The sequence below is a fragment of the Oxalobacteraceae bacterium OTU3CAMAD1 genome (assembly GCA_024123915.1).
GTDB lineage: Bacteria > Pseudomonadota > Gammaproteobacteria > Burkholderiales > Burkholderiaceae_D > Rugamonas.
Window position 1 is genome coordinate 2,578,403 of record CP099650.1, and the last position, 16,113, is coordinate 2,594,515.

Sequence of the window (16,113 nt, forward strand, 5' to 3'; positions counted from 1 at the left end):
AATCACATGGCACTTCTGCAAATTTCCGAACCGGGTATGTCGACCGCGCCGCACCAGCATCGACTGGCGGTGGGCATCGATCTAGGCACCACCAATTCGCTGGTCGCCACCGTGCGCAACAGCATTCCAGAAGTGCTGAACGATGAGGATGGCCGGCCGCTGCTGCCGTCCGTGGTGCGCTATTTGCCGAACGGCCACGCCAACATCGGCTACAAGGCGCAGGCCGCGCAGACCACCGATCCGAAAAACACCATCGTCTCCGTCAAGCGGTTCATGGGACGCGGCCTGGCCGATATCGCCTACGCTGAGAACATGCCCTACGATTTCCAGGACACGCCCGGCATGGTGCAACTGAAGACGATCGCCGGCATCAAGAGCCCCGTCGAGATCTCCGCGCAAATCCTGGCCACCTTGCGCCAGCGCGCGGAAGATTCGCTCGGCGATGATCTGGTCGGCGCGGTCATCACCGTGCCCGCGTACTTCGACGATGCCCAGCGCCAGGCCACCAAGGATGCGGCGCAGCTGGCCGGCATCAACGTGCTGCGCCTGCTGAGCGAGCCGACTGCCGCAGCGATCGCCTACGGCCTCGATAACGGCTCCGAAGGCATCTTCGCGGTCTACGATCTGGGTGGCGGGACCTTCGATATCTCGATCCTTAAATTGAGCAAAGGCGTGTTCGAAGTGCTGTCCACCGGCGGCGATTCCGCGCTGGGTGGCGACGATTTCGATCACCGCCTGTTCTGCTATATCCACCAGCAGGAGAAACTGGCGCCGCTGTCCGACGAGGACACCGCCATCCTGATGGTGAAGTCGCGCGAAGCCAAGGAACTGCTGTCGACCAAGAACGAAGTGACCGTCGACGCGATCCTGAACTCGGGCGAGGAGGTGCATCTGAAGATCACCGCCGAGACCTTCCAGGAGATCACCAAGCACCTGATCGCCAAGACCATGAGCGCCATCAAGAAGGCGTTGCGCGACGCCAGCGTCGATGCCGACGATGTCGACGGCGTGGTGATGGTCGGCGGCGCGACGCGCATGCCCCACGTGCAGCGCGCCGTCAGCGAGTACTTCCACACCATCCCGCACGCGAACATCGATCCGGACAAGGTCGTCGCGCTGGGCGCGGCGGTGCAGGCCAATCTGTTGGCCGGCAACCGCGCGCCGGGTGACGACTGGCTGCTGCTGGACGTGATTCCGCTGTCGCTCGGTATCGAGACGATGGGCGGCCTGGTCGAGAAGATCATCCCGCGCAATTCGACGATTCCTTGCGCCCGCGCGCAGGAGTTCACCACGTTTAAAGACGGCCAGACGGCGCTCGCGGTACACGTGCTGCAGGGCGAGCGCGAGCTGGTCTCTGACTGCCGTTCGCTGGCGCGCTTCGAGCTGCGCGGCATCCCGCCGATGGTTGCGGGCGCCGCGCGCATCCGCATCACTTACCAGGTCGACGCCGACGGTTTGCTGTCCGTGTCGGCGCGCGAGCTGCGCTCCGGCGTCGAGGCGTCGATCACCGTCAAGCCGGCTTACGGCCTGGGCGACGACGACGTCGCGCGCATGCTGCAGGATTCGTACAAGTCGGCCGATGTCGACATGGTCGCCCGCGCGCTGCGCGAAGAGCAGGTCGAGGCCGAGCGCATCATCCTGGCCACGCAATCGGCGCTGGACGAAGACGCCGGCCTGCTGTCGGACGAGGAACGCGCATCGGTCGATGTCCTGATGAACAAGGTGCGCGACGTGATCGCCCAATCGCAGACTGGCGCCGCCGACCACGTGGCCGTCAAAGCCGCCGTCGAGGCGCTGGCCCACGGCACCGAAGAATTCGCGTCGCGCCGCATGGATCGCAGCGTGCGCAGCGCACTGGCCGGCAAGACGCTCGACCAGGTAGTTTAAGAACCCATAAGAACAGAGGTATCAAGTGCCACAAATCGTATTCCTGCCCCACGCAAAACTGTGCCCGGACGGCGCCGTCGTCGAAGCCGAAGTCGGTAAAACCCTGTGCGACATCATGCTGGAAAATGATATCCACATCGAGCACGCGTGCGAGAAGTCCTGCGCCTGCACCACCTGCCACGTGCTGGTGCGCGAAGGCTTCAATTCGCTGAGCGAAGCCAGCGAAACCGAGGAAGACCTGCTGGACAAGGCCTGGGGCCTGGAAGCGGTGTCGCGCCTGTCGTGCCAGGCCGTGGTGGCAGAGGAAGACCTGGTCGTCGAAATCCCGAAATACACCATCAACCACGCCAGCGAAGGCGGACACTGATATGAAGTGGACGGACATCACCGCGATCGCCGAAGCGCTTTACGATAAGCACCCGGACATCGATCCGCTGACTATCCGCTTCACCGATTTGCACAACTGGATCGTGGAACTCGAAGAGTTCGACGACGACCACACGCGCGGCGGTGAAAAAGTTCTCGAAGCGGTACAGCAGGCGTGGATCGATGAAGCAAAATAAGCCAAGCAAGCCAGCCAAGGCCGCGCCGGCCAAAATCGGCGCCACCGTCACCGGCGCCGACAACATGCCGGAAATCCGCGAAGGCCAGACCGTCGCGCTGCTGCAGGAACTGCACATCCTGACCCGTGACGGCAAGATGAACCAGGACAGCCGCCGCAAGCTCAAACAGGTCTACCATCTGTACCAGTTCATCGAACCGCTGCTGAAGGAAGTGCTGGCCGAGAAGGGCGAAGTGTCGCTGGTCGACCACGGCGCTGGCAAGTCCTACCTCGGCTTCATCATTTACGACCTGTTCTTCAAGGCGCTGAACGATAATTCGCACATCTACGGCATCGAAACCCGCGAGGAACTGGTCTCACGCTCGCAGGAGCTGGCCAAGCAGTTCAACTTCCCCGGTATGTCGTTCCTGCCGCTGTCGGTGGCCGAATCGACCGAGTCCAAGCTACTGCCGGACCAGATCGACATCGTCACCGCGCTCCACGCCTGCAACACGGCCACCGACGACGCCATCCAGTTCGCGTTGAAGAAGAAGGCCAAGTACATGGTGCTGGTGCCTTGCTGCCAGGCGGAAGTCGCCTCGGTGCTGAAGAAGAACAAGGGCCAGTCGCTGGGCAAGTCGGCGCTGACAGAAATCTGGCGCCACCCGATCCACACGCGCGAATTCGGCAGCCAGATCACCAACGTGCTGCGCTGCCTTCAATTGGAGGCGCACGGCTACCAGGTCAACGTGACCGAATTGGTGGGCTGGGAGCACTCGATGAAGAATGAGCTGATCATCGCAACCTACAAAAACCTGCCGCGCCAGCGTCCCTCCGAGCGTTTGCGCGAGGTGCTTGAAACGGTCGGACTGCAGGAAATGGGCAACCGCTTCTTCACCGAGCAGCTAGAAACACAATAAACAAACGAAAGGGTGACGGAACGATGAGTGATCTGAAAGAAAATTGGTTGGATCTTCGCAGCGACACCGTCACCCGCCCCAGCGCGGCGATGCGTGCGGCGATGAACGCGGCCGACGTCGGCGACGACGTCTACGGCGACGATCCTACCGTCAACCGCCTGCAGGAATATGCGGCCGATTTGTTCGGCTACGAGGCGGCGCTGTTCGCGCCGTCCGGCACGCAGAGCAATCTGCTGGCGCTGCTGGCCCACTGCGGTCGCGGCGACGAATACCTGGTCGGGCAGGAAGCGCATACCTACAAGTACGAAGGCGGCGGCGCGGCGGTGTTGGGCAGCATCCAGCCGCAGCCGATCATCAACCAGGCCGACGGCAGTCTGGCCCTGGCCGACATCGCGGCCTACATCAAACCCGACGACATCCACTTCGCCCGCACCAAGCTGCTGGCGGTGGAAAACACCATTGGCGGCCGCGTGCTGCCGCTCGATTACCTGAAGCAGGCGACCGTGCTGGCGCATGAACGCGGCCTGGCCACGCACATGGACGGCGCGCGCATCTGCAACGCGGCGGTCAAGCTGGGCGTGAGCCCGCGCGCGGCGGTGGCGGGCTTCGATTCGGTCTCGGTGTGCCTGTCCAAGGGACTTGGCGCGCCGGTCGGCTCCATCCTGTGCGGCAGCAAGCCGCTGATCAAGGAAGCCACGCGCTGGCGCAAGATGCTCGGCGGCGGCATGCGCCAAGCCGGCATGATTGCCGCCGGCGGCTTTTACGCGCTGGAGCACAACATCGCCCGCCTGGCGGAGGACCACGACAACGCCGCATATTTTGCCGGCGAGCTGGCTAAGCTCAAAGGCATCCAGGTCAGCGCGCCGCAGACCAACATTTTTTACGTCGATATCCCGGCCGATGCGTGCCGGGGTTTGAACGACGTTTTACAACTGACCCGCATCCGCGTGTCGATGGCGCCGCGCCTGCGCATCGTCACGCACATGGATGCGTCGCGCGACGATATCGATCGCGCCATTACCGTTTTTGGGGATTTTTTCGGATGACCGACCGCACCACAGATAACAGCCTTCGCCTGGCCAAGCGCCTGGCCGAGATACTTCCATGCTCGCGCCGCGAGGCCGAACTCTATATCGAGGGCGGCTATGTTAGCGTCGATGGCGTATTGGTGGAGGAGGCCGGCGCGCGCGTCACCGAAGAGCAGAAGATCGAACTGGCACCCGACGCCACCTTGCTGGAAATCGTCCCGGTCACGATCCTGTTGCACAAGCCCGCCGGCGCCAACGGCGGCGTGGGCAAGGACGGTTCGCCGGCCATGCATCTGCTGAATGCCGAATCGCTCACGCGCTCCGCGCCCGGCCAGCGCTTCCTCAAGCGCCACCTGGTCAACCTGACCTTGACCACGCCTTTGGAGACCAAGGCCAGCGGCCTGCTGGTGTTCACGCAGGACTTCCGCGTCAGCCGCAAGCTGGTGGACGAGCAGGCGAAGATGGAGCAGGAGATCATCGTCGAAGTCACCGGCAAGATCATGGAAAACGGATTGGCGCTGCTCAATCACGGGCTGCCGTTCAATGGCAAGCCGCTGGCGCCTAACAAGGTGAGCTGGCAAAACGAGAACCGTCTGCGCTTCGCGGTGAAGAATCCCAAGCCGGGCCAGATTGAACACGTGTGCAAACTGGTCGGCCTGGGTGTGGTGTCGATGAAGCGCATCCGCGTCGGCCGCATCGCGATGAGCAGCCTGCCGCTAGGCGAGTGGCGCTACCTGCAGGACCACGAGCGCTTCTAGACGGGCGTTACGCCTTCGGTGCGGCGCGGCGACGGCGCGCCATGAAGCCCAGCAGGCCAAGGCCGCCGGCCATCATCGCGTAGGTAGATGGTTCCGGCACCGCCGAGACGCTCGACAGCAGCAGCGTGCCGCAGTCGGTGCCACGGCAGGCCGAGACGGCGATCTGGTTGAATTCGTTGATGGCGATCGCATCCTTGATAAACCAACCGTCCAACCCGGTAACCAGCGAGTTGATGTCGTACATTACGCCGCCTTGCCACAGGAAGCCCGTGCCGAAGCCATCGCGGCCAACCACGGTACCGGCGTTGTTGACGTCCTTGGCGGAAAGTGAGAATCCGTCGATAGCCGTCGCCACGCCGTCGGCGTAGAGGTAAGCATGGTCGCTCTGCGTCGAATAGTCGCGCGAGTTGATCACGGTATTGCCGTTGTCGCTGATGGCGGCCGCATAAGAGATGGTGCTGCCGTCGTTCGGGATTGTGGCCGACAGGTTGGTCGTGCCGCCGTTCGAGAAGATCACGGCCTCGTTGAGCAATTGGCCTGCGCTGCCGGCGATCTGACCATTGTTGTTGATCCCGTTTGCCCCGCTATTGGTGGCGTTGGCCGGCGTCAGCTTAGTGACGCTTCCATTCGAATATACAAACCCATAGGAGCCGTCGTCCGTTGACACATTGCCGGTGATTTGGCCGGCGTTGTTGATGCCGGTAGCCGAGCTGTTCGCCGGGCCGATGGTGGTGTAGACGCCGTTGGAATAGCTGAACGCCTGCGTGCTGCCGTACTCGCCGACGATCTGGCCGGAGTCGTTGATGCCATAGGCGAAACTTCTGCCCGATGGAGAACCCAGGTAGCTCAAGCCGCTGCCGTTGTACAGCACCGCTTGGGTCGCGTCATTGCCGACTACCTGGCCGAGATTGTTCATCGCCTTCGGGCTGAAGGCGCCGAGATACGTCATGCTGAACTGCGGCGCCGTGGCGGCCAGGGCGGGCAGGGTCGCGACGCTGAGGATCAGCGCAGCGATGCATTTCATTTTGGTCGAGATCAAGACAATTTCCTTCGAAAGGAGGGTGGGGGAGCTGCACGCCGTGGTACGGCGCGCAGGGGGAGTTAAAAACGGATGAATTTTTAGCTACCTTAACAATATCTTAATTCAAATATTGCAACTACCACAGCCCCGTTCGATTGAAAGTCGCTTTATTTTATTTGCCGTCTCCGCCGCCGGTTTGCGACAGGATGAAGGCGTAGGTATCGGCCGACTCGGCATCCTGCTGGGCGCGGGTCGAGCCCATGCCGTGGCCGGCGTCGAAGTCCACGCGCAGCAGCACAGGCTTGCCGCTGGCGGTGGCCGTTTGCAGCCGCGCCGCCATCTTGGCCGGATGGAACGGCGCCACGCGCGGATCGGTCACGCCGGTCGTCAGCAGCACCGCCGGATACTTGGTGCCGTCGACCACCTGCTGATAGCTGTCGATGCTCTTGATCGCCTTGAAGCCGGCCGGGTCCGAGATCGCGCCCCATTCAGGTTCTTCCGCATAGCCGTTCTGCTCGGCCACGTAGCGCAGCGGATTGTGCCAGCCCACGCCCGACACCACCGCCGCGAACAGGTCCGGACGCTCTTCCATCGCGCGTCCCATCGGGATGCCGCCGGCCGAGCGGCCGCCGATGGCCAGGTGCGCCGGCGCCGTGTATTTGTTGGCCACCAGGTCCTCGCTGACGGCGATCAGGTCGCGCCAGGTGTTCGGCTTGTTTTCCAGCTTGCCGGCGCGATGCCACTCGCGGCCGAATTCGCCGCCGCCACGCACGTTGGCGTAGCCGATGACGGCGCCCTGGTCGGCCAGCGCCAGCGCGCGGCTGGCGAACGACGGCGTATAGGCGGCCGCGCCGTAGCTGCCGTAGGCGGAGATGAAGGCCGGATTCTTGCCATCCATCTTCAGGCCCTTTTTGTAGATCAGGCTGTACGGAATTTGCGTGCCGTCCTTGGCCTTGGCGAAGCGGCGCTCGGTCGTGTAGCCGCTGGTGTCGATCGCCGGCTTCGGCGTGATGCCGGTGTCGGCCACCTTGCCGTCGGCGCCGACGCTCCAGATGCCGGCCGGTTCGAGCCAGCCCGACAGGATGGACAGCGCGCCCGGCGAGTCCGCGTCGGCTTCGATCGAGCGCAGCGTGCCGTCGAAGGGCAGGGCGATGTCGACCAGCTTGCCGTCGTCGCCGAGGCGTTGCAGCTTGCTGATGCCGCCGTCCATCGAACGGATGTAGAGGCCGTCCTTGGCGCGCGCCGTGCCCTGCAACACCAGCGCCGATTCCGGCACCACCTCGACCGCCTTCTCCAGCGACGGCGACTTGGCCGAGGTCTTCAGCAAACGCCCGCGCGGATGGCCTTTGGTCGACAGCAGATACAGGTCGTCGCCGTGCAGATCGATGCCGGTGATCTCATCCTCGAAACCGGCCACCGGCTGCCACTTGGCCTTGCCTTTGATGACATCGGCCAGCGGCGCGCTGAACACGCGCTGCTCCGGCCGCACATCGGCCAGGATCAGCAGCGCGGTGGACGAGTGCGGCGACGTGCCGACGTACGGCGACTGGATCTTTTCATACTTCACCGACGGATCGAGGTCGCGCTTCATGATGATCGGATCGCGTTCCGGCTTGCCGCCCAGCTTGTGGAAACGCACCTGCGAATCGAGATAGCGTTCCGGCGTGTTGATCTTGCCGGTCAACTGATTGTAGAAGAAGCCCGAGCTGTCCTCGAGCCAGTTGGGATTGGCGCCCTGGGTGTTGGCGATACGTTCCTTGAGGACGGCGCCGGTGCGCACGTCCATGATCTGCAGCACCGAATCCTCGCTGCCGTCCTTCGACAGGCCGTACACCAGCTTGCTGCCGTCGGGCGACGGTTGCCACCAGTCCAGCGAGTAGTGGCTGGTTTTCGTGTCGAGCTTGGTCGGGTCGACCAGCACGCGCTCCTTACCGCTCATGCCGTCCCGCACGAACAGCTTGAAGTTGTTGGCGCCAGCCGGACGCTGTTGGTAGAAGATGCGGCTGCCGGCCTTTTGCACGCGCGCCGGCGCGGCCACGTCGCCCGACAGCTGCTCGATGCGTTTGAGCAGCACATCGCGCTTGGGCAGCGCGTCGAGCACGCCGCGCGCGTGGGCATTCTGTTGTTTGAGGAAGGGCAGCCAGTCGGGGTCCTTGTCGTTCTCCATCCAGCGGTAGCGGTCGACGATGGCTTCGCCGAAGTAGGTGTCGGTGACGGGCACGATTTTGGCGACGGGGGCGGGTGGAACGGGCTTTTGCGCCAGGGCGGCGGTAGCGGTCAGGGCAAGGGCGGCCCCGTACATCAGGCGGACTAACTTGGTCATCTTATCTCCTAGTGGCGGAACACCTATTCTGCCACAGAAGATTGTGAAAATTACACCGCCGGCGCGGTCTTCTTTTTCTTTTCCGGCGCCGGCAGTTGCACCAGCCGGGTACCGCTCAGTTTGTCGTGCAGGAACTGACGGTCCTTGTCGAAAAAGGCGGTAAGCGACCACAGCAGAATGCCGACGCCGACCGCGCCCAGCGCCTGCCAGCGGTGCAGGTCCAGCGCCAGGCTGACGACCAGCGCCGGCAGCACCCACATCCAGCTCAGCAGGTAGCGCATGGCGGCGGCCTTCGGCGACACGTGCGCGTGGCCGGGGCGGACCAGTTTGAGGCGCCAGGTCTTCATTGCCAAGGTCTGGCCGTCGCGGCTCCACTGGTGGACGAAGTACACGCCCAGCACCAGGAAGGCCAGCGCCTGGCGCATGTGCTCGACCAGCGGCGCGTGACTGGCGCCGGTGATCATCTCAAAAATCAGGAAGGGGAGGAACAGCACCGCGAACCCCAGCAGGCACTCGTAGACCATGGACACCAGGCGGCGCTTGATGGTGGGCCGGGTGGTAGCCTGCAGGGTCGGCGAAACGCTATTTTGCATTGTCGCCGGCCGCTGGCGCGGTGGGTGGGGTTGGCGCGGCGGCGGGCGCCGGCGCCGGTGCCGGTGCCGGTGCCGGGGCGGGCGAAGAAATCACCGGCGCGATATTCGAGGCGTTCGGCAACGGCCCACCGGTGGCCGGATCGATCCACGGCGGATGCGCCGTCGCGGGGGGCGCGGTGGCGCCAGCGGCCGTGCCGGTGGTCGGCCCGCCAGGCTTGATCGGCGCCGGCATCTTCATCTTGCTCTGGGTCGGCGTCGGCAGGTTGGCCAACTGCTTCTTGGTCGGCGACTTGGCCGCCAGCGCCTTCTTCTCTTCGTCGGACAGCTGCTGGTAGGATTCCCACTGGGTCGATTTCTGCGACGGGTCGAGTTTTTGCGCGCGCGCGAAGTTCTGCCGCACCTGGCGGCGTTCCTCCGGCGTCATCCGGACCCACTCGCGCATGCGTTCCTGCACGCGGACCTGCTCGTCCGGCTTCATCGACGCGTAGCGCTTGCCGATGCCCAGCCACTTTTGCTTGCGGATGGGTTCCATCGTGTCCCACTCGCCGGCCAGCGGCTCGAGCGCCTGCTTTTGCGCCGGCGTCAGGTCTTTCCACAGGATTTTTTCAGGCGGGATGTCGCCGGTGTTGACAGTCGTCGGGGCGGAAGCGAGCACGGGCGTACCGGACTGGTTGCCCACCAATACCGCGCCGGCCGCTGCTACCGCTACCACCGCCGCCGCAGCAGCGCCCCATTTTGCCCGACCGCTCAATGCCATACTTATTGCTCGCTTTGGGACAGATACGCGTTAAAGCCGTGGTCCAGGTAGGCGGACAGCGGCAGTTCATCGGACAGGACGGCCGCATCGAGCTCGGCCAGATCGGCGATGCGCTGTTGCTGCTCGTATTGGTAGATCCCGGCCAGGCCGGCGACCAGCACCAGCATTGGCACAGCCACGCCCATGCGGCCGAGCCAGCCGAAGCCTTTGGGCAGCAAGCCGCCCATGAAGCCGCCGGCGGTGGCCATCTCGGTCTTACTGACGCGCACGCTCATCGGCGCCTCGACATGGGCCTTCTTGCGGGCCAGCGCCATCTTGCGCGCTTGCGCCAGGCGGTCCGTGGTCGAGGCGGGCAAATCGTCCAGCCGCTCGTTGAGCGCGTGACGCACCTTGTAGGCGAAGTTCAGTTCATCGGTATTCATAGTTTAATTCCCTTGGCTTTGAGCGACTCGGCGAGAGTGTGTGTTGCGCGTGAGCAATGCGTCTTCACGCTCCCTTCGGAACATCCCATTGCTTCGGCTGTTTCAGCCACGTCCATATCCTGCCAATAACGCATAAGGAAGGCTTCCCGTTGACGTGCCGGAAGCTTTTGTACCTCCGCATCGATCAGGGCGAGCATTTGCTGGCGTTCGACCTTGTCGGCGCTCGATTCGGAGGCCTCGGTGCCTTCCTCGGCGGCATATGATTCCAGTATATCAAAGTCGTCGCCGCCTTCCCCGGAGGGCGCCATGCCCGAAAACAGGCTGACCCACGTGTTGCGGACCTTTTCGCGGCGGAAGTAATCGAGGATGGTGGTTTGCAGGATGCGCTGGAACAGCATCGGCAGCTCGGCGGCCGGCTTGTCGCCGTATTTCTCGGCGAGCTTGATCATCGCGTCCTGCACGATGTCCAGGGCCGATTCGTCCTTGCGTACCGCGTAGACGGCTTGTTTGAAGGCGCGCCGCTCGACGTTTTCGAGAAAGTCGGATAATTCTTTGTCTGTGGCCATGCGTTGGGTGAGGTACTGCCGGGATCACCGGCGATAGGCGCATAATTGCTGCTGATTGTTGTTGATATTGCTAGCTGGCGGCGATTTGCGAACTGAGCGCATGCTAGCAAAAATCGGCATTCCTTGCACCGTTTTACGTCAAAACCCCGGATTTTTGCACCGGTAACAAGCTTTTTACCGCCGTTTATCCAATTTGTCCTTGCTCAAACCGGTACCCAAGGTGTACCGTATGGGACGCTTTGAACACCCCGAAGCTTTATGGTCTTGTCGCAGCAGGCACACAACGCCGCCATCGACACGACGCGCTTTCATATGTAGGCAGTTTGCTCTAACCCGTGCCACAAGCGCGAGAGGTACGCACAACCGCTACAGAAGGATCCGGCAGAACGATATTTGCGTTGAGCGCCGCTTTGCACGCCACTACGGTTGGCGGAAGAGGCTGGTGTGACCGCATGACAAAGGGAAGCTGGACAAAGCTGTAGGGGCAGGCATACTTCGCGAGGAAAGAGCATCCGATCAATCTCCAATGGACCTTGAAAGGAATGTTTCATGAACACCGAAGCATCGTCACAACAATCTGGTGGCCAAAACGGCCAACTCACCGGCGCGGAAATACTCGTGCGCTGCCTGGCGGAAGAGGGCGTGGAACACGTCTTCGGCTATCCCGGCGGAGCCGTCCTGTATATCTACGACGCCATCTTCAAGCAAGACAAATTCCAACACGTGCTGGTGCGTCACGAGCAGGCCGCGGTCCACGCCGCCGATGCGTACTCGCGCAGTTCGAACAAGGTAGGCGTTGCGCTGGTCACGTCCGGTCCGGGTGTCACCAATGCCGTCACCGGCCTTTCCACCGCTTACATGGACTCCATCCCCATGGTCGTGATCTCGGGCCAGGTGCCTAGCCACGCCATCGGCCAGGATGCCTTCCAGGAATGCGACACGGTCGGCATCACCCGCCCCGTGGTCAAGCACAATTTCCTCGTCAAAGACGTCAAGGATTTGGCGGAAACCGTCAAGAAAGCCTTCTTCATCGCCCGCACCGGCCGTCCAGGCCCCGTGCTGGTCGACATCCCGAAGGATATCTCGATGCACAAGACGACGTACTCGTACCCGAAAGAGGTCGAGATGCGTTCGTACAAACCGGTCGACAAGGGCCACTCGGGCCAGATCCGCAAGGCCGTCCAACTGCTGTTGCAAGCCGCACGTCCGATGATCTACACCGGCGGCGGCGTGATCCTGGCCAACGCCTCGCCCGAGCTGAACAAGCTGGTCGACAAGCTCGGCTTCCCGGTCACCAACACCCTGATGGGCCTGGGCGCGTATAAAGCGTCGAGCGAGCACTTCGTCGGCATGCCCGGCATGCACGGCACCTACGAAGCGAACATGGCGATGCAGCACTGCGACGTCCTGATCGCCATCGGCGCCCGCTTCGACGACCGCGTGATCGGCAACCCGAAACACTTCGCTTCGCACCCGCGCAAGATCATCCACGTGGACATCGATCCATCGTCGATTTCCAAGCGCGTGAAAGTTGATATCCCGATCGTCGGCAACGTCAAGGACGTGCTGATCGAGTTCCTGGCGCAGCTGGACGCGACCGACGCCAAGCCGAACGCGCCCGCCGTCAAGGACTGGTGGAAGCAGATCAACGAATGGCGCGGCAAGGATTGCCTCAAGTTTGCCTCGTCGGACCTGGTCATCAAGCCGCAAGCGGTGGTGCAAAAGCTGTGGGAAGTGACCAAAGGCGACGCCTTCATCACCTCCGACGTCGGCCAGCACCAGATGTGGGCCGCGCAGTACTACCCGTTCGACAAGCCTAAGCGCTGGGTCAACTCGGGCGGCCTGGGGACGATGGGCGTGGGCCTGCCGTACGCCATGGGCGTGCAGATGGCCAACCCGGACGCCACCGTCGCCTGCATCACCGGCGAAGGCTCGATCCAGATGTGCATCCAGGAGCTCGCCACCTGCAAGCAATACCATCTGACGCCGAAGATCATCATGTTGAACAACCGCTTCCTGGGCATGGTGCGCCAGTGGCAGCAGATCGACTACGGTTCGCGCTACTCCGAGTCCTATATGGATTCGCTGCCGAACTTCGAGAAGCTGGCCGAGGCCTACGGCCACGTCGGCATGCGCATCGAAAAACCGGGCGACGTCGACGGCGCGCTGCGCGACGCCTTCGGCATGAAGGACAAGCTGGTGTTCATGAACTTCATTACCGATCAATCGGAAAACGTCTGGCCGATGGTGAAAGCGGGCAAGGGGCTCTCTGAAATGCTGTTGGGTTCGGAGGACTTATAAGATGCGACACATTATCTCTGTATTGCTGGAAAACGAAGCCGGCGCGCTGTCCCGCGTCGTCGGGCTGTTCTCGGCGCGCGGCTACAACATCGAAACGTTGACCGTGGCCCCGACCGAAGATCCGACCCTGTCGCGCATGACCATAGTCACCAGCGGCTCGGACGACATCATCGAGCAGATCACCAAGCACCTGAACCGCCTGATCGAGGTGGTGAAAGTGGTGGACCTGACCGAGGGTCAGCACATCGAACGCGAGCTCATGCTCATCAAGGTGCGCGCTGTCGGCAAGGAACGGGAAGAGATGAAACGGACGGCGGACATCTTCCGCGGCCGCATCATCGACGTCACCGAGAAAACCTACACGATCGAACTGACCGGCGCCAAGAGCAAGCTCGACGCGTTCATCGATTCGATCGACCGCGCCTCCATCCTGGAGACGGTACGTACCGGCGGTTCCGGCATCGGACGCGGCGAACGCATCCTCAAAGTTTGATTGGCATGGCCGCAAGGCCCGCCGACACCCCAACATTAAAAATTATTACTAAGGAATTATCATGAAAGTTTTCTACGACAAAGACGCCGACATCTCCCTGATCAAGGGCAAAAACGTTGCCATCATCGGCTACGGCTCGCAGGGTCACGCGCACGCACAGAACCTGAGCGATTCGGGCGTGAACGTCACCGTCGGCCTGCGCAAGGGCGGCGCCTCGTGGAACAAAGTTGAAAAAGCCGGCCTGAAAGTCGCGGAAGTGAACGACGCCATCAAGGCCGCCGACGTCATCATGATCTTGCTGCCGGACGAGAACATCGCCCAGGTCTACAACGAAAACGTCGCACCTAACGCCAAGCAAGGCGCCGTGCTGGCCTTCGCCCACGGCTTCAACGTGCACTACGGCCAAGTCGTGCCACGCGCCGACCTGGACGTGATCATGGTCGCACCGAAGGCCCCTGGCCACACCGTGCGCGCCACCTACACCCAGGGTGGCGGCGTGCCGCACCTGGTCGCCGTGTACCAGGACAAGTCCGGCATCGCCCGTGACATCGCCCTGTCGTACGCTTCGGCCAATGGCGGCGGCCGCGCCGGCATCATCGAAACCAACTTCCGCGAAGAAACCGAGACCGACCTGTTCGGCGAACAAGCGGTTCTGTGCGGCGGCGCCGTCGAGCTGATCAAAGCCGGTTTCGAAACCCTGACCGAAGCTGGTTATGCTCCGGAAATGGCGTACTTCGAGTGCCTGCACGAACTGAAGCTGATCGTCGACCTGATCTATGAAGGCGGCATCGCCAACATGAACTACTCGATCTCGAACAACGCCGAATACGGCGAATACGTGACCGGTCCTAAGGTTGTGACGTCGGCCACCAAGGACGCGATGCGTCAGTGCCTGAAGGACATCCAGACCGGCGAATACGCCAAGTCCTTCATCCTGGAAAACAAGGCCGGCGCACCGACCCTGATCTCGCGTCGCCGTCTGACCGCCGAGCACCCGATCGAAGAAGTCGGCGCAAAACTGCGCGCCATGATGCCTTGGATCGCCAAGAACAAGATGGTCGACCAGTCGAAGAACTAAGTTTTATCTTCGTCACGAAAAAGCCGGCGCGAGCCGGCTTTTTTGCGTCTACGGCAGCAATGGTGAGAATGTACGCATTTTGAGGTGTTTCATCCGAGTATGATTGCTGATCCATAAACTTTGTTTGCCCATGATGAAACGTCCCACCTCCGTCTCGATTATTGCCTGGTTCCTCATCGCGACCTCGCTCATCTCCGTCATCACCAGCTACACGAGCCTGGACAATCCGGTCGCGCAGGAGTTGATGGCGAAAAACCTGTTGCCGATGTCAGTGCAATACGCGATGTTGTACGTCGGCCTGGCGATCTCCCTGGCGTCGGGGTTCGCCATGTTGAAGGGTCTGAACTGGGGGCGCACCTTGTATGTCGTCTGGAGCGTGCTCGGCATTGTGATCGGCCTGGCGACGTCGCCGATGAAGCTGATGCTGGTGCCCGGCGTTCTCGTCCTCGGCATCATTGTCTTCTTCCTGTATCGTCCGAAAGCCAACGCCTTCTTCTCCGCACCGCAAGCGGCCAACGATGCTTAAGGTGATCAGCGTCGTCTGCCACGTCGTCGCCGGCTTTGTCTTGACCATCGCCTGTGTGCTGGCCTTTATCAGCGGCCTCCCGGCGATGGCCAAACTGTTGATGGTGGGCGGCACCGCGCTGCCCGGCGTTATCGCCCTGGTCATCGGGCTGGCGTGCACCCGCTTTCGGCTATGGAAGCGGGACACCGGCGTCGTCCTGCTCTCCGCGACGGTTTGCAATGTCGTGATGGTCGTGTCGATCGCGTGCATGCTGATGAGCGAGGAGATGATGCTGATGTTTCCGGAGAGCGCCTCCATGCCGTTCCGCGATTACGTGACCGGCATCCTGGTCATGGCGGTGCTGGCGATCGCGGGGTGGCTGCTTTTCCAGCGTGGGGACGCCGAGCGCCAACAGAATGAAATCGGTCAGAGTGCGAGAGAGTTATCTTAAAGTGGTTCGTCACTTTTCACTTCGTCGGTAGGCGTGTGCGAATTGCCCTTGCGGGAGCGCGCGCGGCCGGCGGGTTTCTTGATGACGGCTATAGCAAGCATTTCCTCGGTCAACTCCGGAATTTCCTCATACTCATGGGGTTGAATTTCATGGGCATCGACGCGGGCCAGATCAGAGCCCAAGGGACGATGCGATACGGGATTTTTCACGTTCATTGGCTTTCCTCATACTGATGATACGGCGCTGGGAACCTCGTTGCGTGTAGATCACGACGACCATTCTATTGTTCAGAAGGCCGTAGCAAATCGTTCGCCGCTCGCCATAGTTTTTTCGCTTGTCCGGAATCTCCAAGATGGGACCCGCGAATACTTGCCACGCATCCGCAAAGTCGAGTCCGCGCTCATCTAGTGTTTTGTCACGTTTGACCGGATCGAACGTGATGAACATAAGGGTATTGTAGGGAAGTGGG

At 62.1% G+C, this 16,113-nt stretch carries 19 protein-coding genes and 1 pseudogene; 11 read left to right on the forward strand and 9 right to left on the reverse strand.

Annotated elements, in window-relative coordinates; genetic code table 11:
• The first annotated feature begins 6 nt into the window (after window positions 1–6).
• From hscA to NHH88_11090, 6 genes are read left to right on the forward strand one after another with little or no spacing between them, the layout of a single operon-like run.
• The gene (gene hscA / locus NHH88_11065) at window positions 7–1,887 is read left to right on the forward strand and encodes a Fe-S protein assembly chaperone HscA (GenBank protein ID USX16288.1); all 1,881 of its coding nucleotides are present in this window, start codon (window positions 7–9) and stop codon (window positions 1,885–1,887) included.
• 25 nt (window positions 1,888–1,912) lie between these two features.
• Window positions 1,913–2,254 carry an ISC system 2Fe-2S type ferredoxin gene (fdx, locus tag NHH88_11070; protein USX16289.1) on the forward strand — a complete coding sequence of 114 codons (342 nt, stop codon included), beginning with the start codon at window positions 1,913–1,915 and terminating at the stop codon, window positions 2,252–2,254.
• 1 nt (window position 2,255) lies between these two features.
• Window positions 2,256–2,450, forward strand: coding sequence for a Fe-S cluster assembly protein IscX (iscX, locus tag NHH88_11075; protein USX16290.1), 195 nt, complete (start codon window positions 2,256–2,258; stop codon window positions 2,448–2,450).
• A complete protein-coding gene (locus NHH88_11080) occupies window positions 2,437–3,348 on the forward strand; it encodes an SAM-dependent methyltransferase (protein ID USX16291.1) in 912 nt (303 codons plus the stop codon). The genes iscX and NHH88_11080 overlap by 14 nt, the downstream gene beginning before the upstream one ends.
• Before the next feature lie 23 nt (window positions 3,349–3,371).
• On the forward strand, window positions 3,372–4,394 hold the full coding sequence (gene ltaE / locus NHH88_11085) for a low-specificity L-threonine aldolase (GenBank protein USX16292.1): 1,023 nt from the start codon (window positions 3,372–3,374) through the stop codon (window positions 4,392–4,394).
• Entirely contained in the window at window positions 4,391–5,134 is a 744-nt protein-coding gene (locus NHH88_11090) for an rRNA pseudouridine synthase (protein ID USX16293.1), read from the forward strand. The genes ltaE and NHH88_11090 overlap by 4 nt, the downstream gene beginning before the upstream one ends.
• Window positions 5,135–5,141: 7 nt before the next feature.
• Here NHH88_11090 and NHH88_11095 read toward each other — a convergent pair whose 3' ends face one another.
• The 7 genes and pseudogenes from NHH88_11095 to NHH88_11125 all read right to left on the reverse strand — a co-directional run bounded on the left by NHH88_11095 (window position 5,142) and on the right by NHH88_11125 (window position 10,816).
• Window positions 5,142–6,173 (reverse strand): PEP-CTERM sorting domain-containing protein, encoded by a 1,032-nt coding sequence (locus NHH88_11095; GenBank protein ID USX16294.1) that lies wholly within the window; start codon window positions 6,171–6,173, stop codon window positions 5,142–5,144.
• Window positions 6,174–6,327: 154 nt separating this feature from the next.
• The gene (locus NHH88_11100; GenBank protein USX17319.1) at window positions 6,328–8,376 is read right to left on the reverse strand and encodes a prolyl oligopeptidase family serine peptidase; all 2,049 of its coding nucleotides are present in this window, start codon (window positions 8,374–8,376) and stop codon (window positions 6,328–6,330) included.
• A pseudogene (locus NHH88_11105) lies at window positions 8,352–8,447 on the reverse strand (energy transducer TonB). Before NHH88_11105 ends, NHH88_11100 begins: the two are co-directional and overlap by 25 nt.
• A gap of 81 nt (window positions 8,448–8,528) precedes the next feature.
• Window positions 8,529–9,071, reverse strand: a complete 543-nt coding sequence (locus tag NHH88_11110; protein USX16295.1) for an RDD family protein — start codon at window positions 9,069–9,071, stop codon at window positions 8,529–8,531.
• A complete protein-coding gene (locus tag NHH88_11115) occupies window positions 9,061–9,828 on the reverse strand; it encodes a DUF3106 domain-containing protein (protein ID USX16296.1) in 768 nt (255 codons plus the stop codon). Before NHH88_11115 ends, NHH88_11110 begins: the two co-directional genes overlap by 11 nt.
• Window positions 9,829–9,830: 2 nt before the next feature.
• Window positions 9,831–10,250, reverse strand: a complete 420-nt coding sequence (locus tag NHH88_11120) for a DUF3619 family protein (GenBank protein USX16297.1) — start codon at window positions 10,248–10,250, stop codon at window positions 9,831–9,833.
• Window positions 10,247–10,816: an RNA polymerase sigma factor gene (locus tag NHH88_11125; protein USX16298.1), complete on the reverse strand. Its 570-nt coding sequence runs from the start codon at window positions 10,814–10,816 to the stop codon at window positions 10,247–10,249. Before NHH88_11125 ends, NHH88_11120 begins: the two co-directional genes overlap by 4 nt.
• Before the next feature lie 549 nt (window positions 10,817–11,365).
• Here NHH88_11125 and NHH88_11130 point away from each other — a divergent pair.
• From NHH88_11130 to NHH88_11150, 5 genes are all read left to right on the forward strand, one after another.
• A complete protein-coding gene (locus NHH88_11130) occupies window positions 11,366–13,117 on the forward strand; it encodes an acetolactate synthase 3 catalytic subunit (protein USX16299.1) in 1,752 nt (583 codons plus the stop codon).
• Between the two features lies 1 nt (window position 13,118).
• Window positions 13,119–13,610 carry an acetolactate synthase small subunit gene (ilvN, locus tag NHH88_11135; GenBank protein ID USX16300.1) on the forward strand — a complete coding sequence of 164 codons (492 nt, stop codon included), beginning with the start codon at window positions 13,119–13,121 and terminating at the stop codon, window positions 13,608–13,610.
• A gap of 61 nt (window positions 13,611–13,671) precedes the next feature.
• Window positions 13,672–14,688, forward strand: coding sequence for a ketol-acid reductoisomerase (gene ilvC / locus NHH88_11140; protein USX16301.1), 1,017 nt, complete (start codon window positions 13,672–13,674; stop codon window positions 14,686–14,688).
• Window positions 14,689–14,818: 130 nt separating this feature from the next.
• Complete coding sequence (locus tag NHH88_11145) at window positions 14,819–15,214, forward strand: hypothetical protein (protein ID USX16302.1); 396 nt, start codon at window positions 14,819–14,821, stop codon at window positions 15,212–15,214.
• Window positions 15,207–15,644 carry a hypothetical protein gene (locus tag NHH88_11150; protein USX16303.1) on the forward strand — a complete coding sequence of 146 codons (438 nt, stop codon included), beginning with the start codon at window positions 15,207–15,209 and terminating at the stop codon, window positions 15,642–15,644. Before NHH88_11145 ends, NHH88_11150 begins: the two co-directional genes overlap by 8 nt.
• On the opposite strand, the gene NHH88_11155 is transcribed toward NHH88_11150, so the two are convergent.
• On the reverse strand, window positions 15,641–15,859 hold the full coding sequence (locus tag NHH88_11155) for a hypothetical protein (protein USX16304.1): 219 nt from the start codon (window positions 15,857–15,859) through the stop codon (window positions 15,641–15,643). The two genes, NHH88_11150 and NHH88_11155, sit on opposite strands and share 4 nt — an antisense overlap.
• A complete protein-coding gene (locus NHH88_11160; protein ID USX16305.1) occupies window positions 15,816–16,091 on the reverse strand; it encodes a BrnT family toxin in 276 nt (91 codons plus the stop codon). The genes NHH88_11155 and NHH88_11160 overlap by 44 nt, the downstream gene beginning before the upstream one ends.
• Between the last annotated feature and the right edge of the window lie 22 nt (window positions 16,092–16,113).